Source organism: Halomonas sp. KX33721, from assembly GCF_001596805.1.
Classification (GTDB): Bacteria; Pseudomonadota; Gammaproteobacteria; order Pseudomonadales; family Halomonadaceae; genus Vreelandella; species Vreelandella aquamarina.
The window spans coordinates 1-6,270 of the sequence record NZ_LVIA01000052.1 but is presented as its reverse complement, the minus strand read 5'-3'; the positions used below and the strand labels follow the sequence as shown (position 1 = coordinate 6,270).

The window sequence follows — 6,270 nt, the reverse complement described above, 5'->3', positions numbered from 1 at the left end:
ATCAGCTTGCGAAAAACTCGACTGCCGCATCCTTGAGTTCGATGGTGAAGAAGACCATGTTCACCTGCTCGTGGAATATCCGCCGAGGCTGTCGATCAGTGTGCTGGTCAACAATTTGAAATCCACGTCGTCCCGACGGGTGCGGTTCTTGAATGCCCATATTCCGCGCCTCAGCAAGAGCGCCGTGCTGTGGTCGAGATCGTATTTCGCTTGTAGCGCAGGCGGAGCCACTATCGAGACGCTCAAGGCTTATGTGCAGGGACAGAAGACACCAGAATAGGGCCGCTTGTGCGGCCCCCGCTTACCTCCCCGCCCGAGTGGGTGAGGGTTCACGCGGGTTTTTGCTGAACCCCTAGGCTAGCAGCTTGCGCCTCAATGTCAGAACGTACATTGTCAGTGTAGGTTCCCAAGCCTAGCAAGGCCGATGACGGCATGTAGTGATATACCAAGGCCTCGGCCATATACCTCACCATCTTGTCAGGTACTTCGGGATTCCCGCTGAAGTCCCTAGCCCGGAGCAGCTCCCAGGGTACAAACTCTGCTAAATTCTCCAGCTGATTGCTGAAACGAGCCTCAACAAGAGATGCATGGCGGTCTGTGAAGACAAAGGGAATCTTGTGTTGCTGTACCTTTGGCAGAGAACTGACCAGCACCACGATGTCTTCCTTGGGTTGCTTGGGGACTCCTCGGCCAGTGACAACATTCAGTAACATAGGCGAGAAGGGTGTGAAGTAAAATGGAATGTAGTCGCTAAGAGTTCCCCCGTGCGCAGGCGGTGCTTGCGCTGCTGGTAGAAAGCATCGAAGTCGTCGGCGCGCAGTGTTGCAGCAGGTATACGGTGGCCCTCGAGCAGGGTGTTCATCGCCGCATCATCGAGTTGGACCTGCTTGTGATCCTGCAGGCGAGCTAGGTAAACCGATGGAGCATCACCGCCAATCATGCGGTTAGTGCGGGCGGAGATGGGCGTCTTGTTTATGATTGAGTCATAAACCCGGGGAGGGATGCTCTGTGCCTCGCACCAGGTGCGGGGGAAGATGTGGTGGATATCGAGCTCCACTCCCTGCTGGTCGAGCGCCTGGATATTGCCCTTCCAGAAGAAATCTTCTGCACCCTTACGCAGGATCAACACGTTGATGCCCTTATAGGCGGCGCTATTGCGGCTGCGCAGCGACTCCAGGCGGGTGGGGTCAAAGGAGGCGTCGATCACTGTGCGGGGCAGCTCGGTGCCGTCATTGAGCCAGTCCATCAGCTCTTCAAGATCCAGGGCGATGCGGGTGTCAACGGAGCCGCCGTAGAGCTCGCCCAGCACGCCGCTCCAGAACCAGCGCGAGAGCTTGGTGTGGATGCGCGGCTCGCGCCAGCGGTTGCCGAGCAGGGTCATCACCCCGGCGAGGGGCACCAGTTGGGTGGCGTAGGGCAGCTCACGGCGGCTGAAGAAGCACTCGCCTTTGAGGAAGTAGGCCGCTTCGACGAAGCCCTTCTCCACGACGTCGGCCCAGCGCCTATAGGCGTCAAGGGGGAGATCCAGAACCGAGGCGCGCTTGGCGCTGACTGGACGTACCTGCTTGCCCATCTTACCAGCCTTGAGGTCTTCCAGCTTGCGCTCGCGGGTTTGCAGCAAAGTAATGGCCTGGAGCAGGTCGGTGCTCTGCACGTCGCGGAGCAGTTCGTGCTCCTCGAAGCGCGCCTTGCGGGAGGGCACGTCGCGTATGTCGGAGCCGAACCAATCATCGCGCAAGTTATAGCCCTCGGCGGCGTAACTGGCCGTGATCAGCTCGAACACCGAGAGCTGCACCCCGCCGGTATTAACCTTCTCGAACACCAGGCAGACCGCCTCCTTGGTCACACTGTCGGGGTCGATGCCCTCCACCGGCCGCGTCTCGAAGCGCACCTCGCCGCCGGTCTCCATCAGCATCACCGCGCCCACCGGGAAAGAGCGGGCGATGCTGACCAGCAGGCTCTGCACGTGGTCGTCGTCCCACACCCAGCCGCGCTGGAAGTCGGGGAGTTGGGTCTTGCCGGTGGTGATGTCTTTGAGCAGCTCGGGCAGCGAACGCTTGGTGCTGTCGAAGGTGGTCATGGCGGTTCCCTGTGCGATGTGGACCTGGTGTTGTGATGTTCTTGTAAGAGCTACGGTCTATTCCGGGGTTGTGAACTGGGCTTGGGCCTGATTGAGTAAGAGGGTTATGTGAACGCGCCCGCCCAGGATGTCGGCTGCCCTGAACAGGCGCCGCTTCAGCTGGTTGAGGGGCAGGATCATGTTACTTCCTTGAAAATTAGTTTAATCAGCTGAAGCTGGTGCATCCGGCATAGGAACATACTCGATGACATCCTCAACCTTACAACCAAAATACTCACAAAGCCGGTCTACATTTTCTGTTCCGGTGTTGTAGCCGCGCTGATTGGCGATTTTGGATAGTGTCGTGCGGTGAATGCCAGTGGCCTGTGACACTTCATCAAGCGTAACCCGCCGATTTTCCTGAAAACCTTTCTCAGCAAGTAGCTCTTTTAAGCGAAATCGAATCATGGAAGTGGCCTTTTTCAATTGGCTGCATCCTATCAAATATTTTGTCCTCCCGCATCTTATGTTGAGTAAAAGCTACAAGAGTCGCTTGACAGCATCTTTTTGCTGTCTATTATGTAGCATGTAAGCTACATAAGGCCACTGAGGAGTACATAAGATGTCTATTCACTACTTAACGACTGGTGAGCTTGCCGAGCGGATCAAGTACGACGCGCGTACTATCCGTGAGCGCTTAAAAGATGATGTGCTGCTGGAAGGCATTCATTACATTCGCCCGTTTGGCGGCCGCAAGATTTTGTACTTGTGGGAACCGATTGAGCGTGACATGCAGTTGCACTCGAAGGAAGAAAGTCTGGGTGTGCCGATGGCGGGTGGAGGTGTGTGCCATGGGTAAAGTTGCTGCACGCAAAGAAACAGGCAAGCTGTACTTTGACTTTCGCTATTTAGGCAAACGCTGCCGTGAGCAAACGACACTAGATAACACAACGGCGAATCGCAAAAAGCTAGAGCGGATTCTGGAGAAGATTGAGGCGGAGATTACGCTGGGTTCGTTTGATTATGGTCGCTACTTTCCAGATAGCCCGCGTGCCAAGACGTTAAGCAAGCGTGCGCTAACGGCGGTTGGCGGCTATCACGCGACGCCGTTGCTACGCCAGTTCGCCGAAACGTGGTTTGCAGAGAAAGAGATCGAATGGCGTGAATCGCAAATTGTCACCGTGCAGGGGTGTTTGGATCGCCATATCTTGCCCGCGTTAGGGCATAAGGAAGTCGGCAGCATCACTCGTGCAGAAATTCTTGAGTTCCGGGCCTCACTCGCCAAAGTTAATACCCGGAGCGGCAAGAAGCTCTCTGCCAGTCGCATTAACCACATCATGACGCCATTGCGCATGATGCTAAATGAAGCCGCCGACCGCTATGAGTTTAGCTCACCTTATCGCGGGATTAAATCGCTCAATGTGCCGCGCACGGATGTGGAGCCGTTTACGCTTGAGGAGGTGCAGCAGATCATTCAGCGCGTACGGGAAGACTTCCGTCAGTACTATACCGTGCGTTTCTTCACCGGCATGCGTACTGGTGAGATCGACGGCTTAATCTGGGAAAACGTGGATTTTGGCCGTCGCCAGATTTTAGTTCACCAAGCGCTGGTGCGTGGCCAGATAGTACCCACGAAAACTGACGGTTCCTTCCGCTCTATCGACATGTCACAACCCGTCTTTGATGCGCTGAAGGCGCAGTCTGAGGTGACGGGTAAAACGGGGCTGGTATTCACTACGCGCAAAGGCACTGCCTTATCCCACGTCAATGTGACGAAACGGGTGTGGTATCCCTTGTTGGAGGAGCTAGGGCTGCGTAAGCGCCGCCCTTATCAAACTCGCCACACCGCCGCCACACTATGGCTGGCAGCAGGTGAGAGCCCCGAGTGGATTGCCCGCCAGATGGGCCACACCACAACCGAAATGTTGTTCCGTGTTTACTCACGCTTCGTGCCCAACCTAACGCGCCAAGATGGCTCTGCGTTTGAGCGCATGCTGAACCAGAAACGTGCCTAGGAGAAATCGATGAAACCGTTCAATACGCCAATAAAGCGCCGTGATGACATCGAAGAAACGTTGCACGTAATGGCAGCACTGCAATCGCAACAGCGCCTTGAACGCCGCTTGGCAGAGTCGCTCGCTGCCGCCACTAGCTTAGCACCGGGCTGTGCTTTAGTGATGTGGCTGGGTGACGGGCAAGAGCGCACTAACCTAGATGCGTTAACAACCTGGGTAGGCCGCACGCTTAAACAGCTGGGGCTGGATGCCAATCGCCAAGCGATTCCACGTTTGCTTGCAGAGCTAGAGCGCACCTTATGGGCATGGGAGGATCAAGCATGGCAGTAACATCGCAAACGGCCACTCAAAAGGTAGACCGTCACTTTGAAGGGGAGGTGTATGTCGCCGGCGTTGAAGGGCCGGAGTGGTTGATGCAGCACGAAGCCTGGTCGCTGTACTTAATTACCGCTAAGGGTAGCCTGCGCGTTTTCCTGACCGACCGTCATGTAATCGAAGAAGGGGCGCCTAGAATGGGCCAGCGGCTTAAGGTAACAGTACGTTGGGCTAATTTCGTCAGCCAAAAGCTGTGTTTCATCACCCGTTATGAGGCGGTAGGCGATTAGGCCGTTTGGCTCATCAGGCTGTCGTACGGAATTTTAAGCCCGTCATGAAGCCTCTTGATCATACGCAAGCTCAGCTTCCGTTTGCCGCTTAAGACTTCAGACACCCGGCCACTAGGCCCGATATATGCCTCAAGGTCACGTTTGGTCAGACCTTGTTGCTCCATGCGAAATTTAATGGCTTCAATGGGATCAGGGGGCGCGATTGGGTAGTGCTTCTCTTCATAAGCTTCAATGAGAGTGACGAGAACCTCCATTTCATCAGCCTCTGGCGTGCCCTCTTCCGCTTGGAAGATCGCCTCAAGACGCTGGAATGCCGCACGGAGGTCATCGTCAGACCGAATTGGCTTAATGTTCATTGACCGTCTCCACATCAATTTCATCGTATTGTGCATGGGTACCGATGAACTTTACCCAGGCAATGCCGCATCGATACTGCATTTCCACGACTAATCGGTACTTGTTCCCGGCGATATTAAAAACAACGCGGTTGTTGCCACAGATGCTAGCGTTTCCAAACTGAGCCTTAACCTCATGCGGAGTGCGCCATGTTGCGACTATCGCTTCATCGTACCAGCTCTCTAGCAGTCTGTCGGACTTGAGGTTAATGGATGAGCTGAGGCGTGGGTTCTTCACCCCCCCCTGTGTTGGTGTTGGTGTTGGTGCTGTTGTGTGGCTCTTAACCTGCCCCTCAGCTTCTGCAAGGCGGTTCTGACGCCTTGCCTGCTGGCCGGTTGGGCGCGGCGAGCCCTCAGCCCGCCGTCAACCGGTGCATCCGCTTGATATTCCACGCCATGGTGGCCAATCGCCACTCGCCGCTGACCTTATCCAGCCCGCGTAGCGAGAACTGCCGGAACCCCATCACGTGTTTGATGATCCCGAAGACCGGCTCCACGGTATGTTTGCGCAATGCGTAGAGCGCTCGGCCCGCCTGCGTCTTCAAGCGGTGTGCCATCTGTTCGACGGGGTCCTCGCTCTCCGGGGCAGGCGGATCCGCGGCGAAACGTTCAAAGACCGGAAGGTGATGGACGTCTCGCTTCATCGCCAACAGCGGTTCGATACCATGGTCATGGCAGGCCTGGATATTGCTGGCACTGAAGTAGCCGGTATCACCCAGCAGGTGGTCAGGTTTTCCCAGCGTTTCCGGGTAACCTTGCCAGGCCGTCAGTAGCGGCATGACTTGCTGCTTGTCATTGGTCGCCTGCGTGACGTGGACATGGGTCACCAGCAGGCTCTCGGTATCAACCGCGGCTTGGGCGTTGTAGCACTGATCAAACCCCTTGCCGGTGACCGGCATGATGCGCGACTGCGGGTCGGTGAAATTGATCTGATCCTTGTCACGCGGGCCACCAGTGGGCGGTTCGGGGTCACGCCCACGGGGCTTCTTGCCGGCCTTGCGCTGCGCCTCCCGCCGCGCCACCTTTTCCTGATAGGCGGCTTGCTCGGTGGCGTCCCGCTCCTCGGCGCGCGCCTCGATCTTGGCCTTCGCCTCAGCGATGGCCGCCAGGCGGGCTTCACGGCGGGCAATCTCGGCGGGGATATCCATGCCGTCGGCCGCGTCCTCCTTGTCCGCCGACTCGGCCCGCTCGGTCAG

The 6,270-nt window shown here is 56.7% G+C and carries 11 protein-coding genes; 5 read left to right on the top strand and 6 right to left on the bottom strand.

The features are described 5' to 3' along the window. Nucleotides 1-280: IS200/IS605 family transposase (tnpA, locus tag A3220_RS17090; protein WP_084812804.1), on the top strand; the 280-nt coding region annotated here is incomplete at its 5' end. 49 nt (nucleotides 281-329) lie between these two features. On the opposite strand, the gene A3220_RS15755 is transcribed toward tnpA, so the two are convergent. From A3220_RS15755 to A3220_RS15745, 3 genes are all read right to left on the bottom strand, one after another. Beyond that, the gene (locus tag A3220_RS15755; protein ID WP_084812803.1) at nucleotides 330-743 is read right to left on the bottom strand and encodes a DUF4433 domain-containing protein; all 414 of its coding nucleotides are present in this window, start codon (nucleotides 741-743) and stop codon (nucleotides 330-332) included. Continuing rightward, complete coding sequence (locus A3220_RS15750) at nucleotides 704-2,080, bottom strand: DUF262 domain-containing protein (protein ID WP_062375836.1); 1,377 nt, start codon at nucleotides 2,078-2,080, stop codon at nucleotides 704-706. Before A3220_RS15750 ends, A3220_RS15755 begins: the two co-directional genes overlap by 40 nt. A gap of 201 nt (nucleotides 2,081-2,281) precedes the next feature. Beyond that, entirely contained in the window at nucleotides 2,282-2,527 is a 246-nt protein-coding gene (locus A3220_RS15745) for a helix-turn-helix transcriptional regulator (protein WP_062375833.1), read from the bottom strand. A gap of 154 nt (nucleotides 2,528-2,681) precedes the next feature. Here A3220_RS15745 and A3220_RS15740 point away from each other — a divergent pair, with 154 nt between their 5' ends. The 4 genes from A3220_RS15740 to A3220_RS15725 are packed head-to-tail and all read left to right on the top strand — an operon-like array spanning nucleotide 2,682 to nucleotide 4,679. Beyond that, on the top strand, nucleotides 2,682-2,918 hold the full coding sequence (locus A3220_RS15740) for a hypothetical protein (RefSeq protein WP_062375831.1): 237 nt from the start codon (nucleotides 2,682-2,684) through the stop codon (nucleotides 2,916-2,918). Beyond that, entirely contained in the window at nucleotides 2,911-4,074 is a 1,164-nt protein-coding gene (locus tag A3220_RS15735; protein ID WP_062375828.1) for a DUF3596 domain-containing protein, read from the top strand. The genes A3220_RS15740 and A3220_RS15735 overlap by 8 nt, the downstream gene beginning before the upstream one ends. A gap of 9 nt (nucleotides 4,075-4,083) precedes the next feature. Beyond that, nucleotides 4,084-4,404, top strand: coding sequence for a hypothetical protein (locus tag A3220_RS15730; RefSeq protein ID WP_062375826.1), 321 nt, complete (start codon nucleotides 4,084-4,086; stop codon nucleotides 4,402-4,404). Then, nucleotides 4,395-4,679, top strand: coding sequence for a hypothetical protein (locus tag A3220_RS15725; protein ID WP_062375823.1), 285 nt, complete (start codon nucleotides 4,395-4,397; stop codon nucleotides 4,677-4,679). Before A3220_RS15730 ends, A3220_RS15725 begins: the two co-directional genes overlap by 10 nt. Here A3220_RS15725 and A3220_RS15720 read toward each other — a convergent pair. From A3220_RS15720 to A3220_RS15710, 3 genes are all read right to left on the bottom strand, one after another. Then, nucleotides 4,676-5,035 carry a helix-turn-helix domain-containing protein gene (locus tag A3220_RS15720; protein WP_062375820.1) on the bottom strand — a complete coding sequence of 120 codons (360 nt, stop codon included), beginning with the start codon at nucleotides 5,033-5,035 and terminating at the stop codon, nucleotides 4,676-4,678. The genes A3220_RS15725 and A3220_RS15720 overlap by 4 nt on opposite strands. Next, entirely contained in the window at nucleotides 5,025-5,312 is a 288-nt protein-coding gene (locus A3220_RS15715) for a type II toxin-antitoxin system HigB family toxin (RefSeq protein ID WP_062375817.1), read from the bottom strand. Before A3220_RS15715 ends, A3220_RS15720 begins: the two co-directional genes overlap by 11 nt. A gap of 115 nt (nucleotides 5,313-5,427) precedes the next feature. Then, nucleotides 5,428-6,270 (bottom strand): transposase (locus A3220_RS15710; RefSeq protein WP_164834399.1); only part of this gene is annotated, 843 nt, incomplete at its 5' end.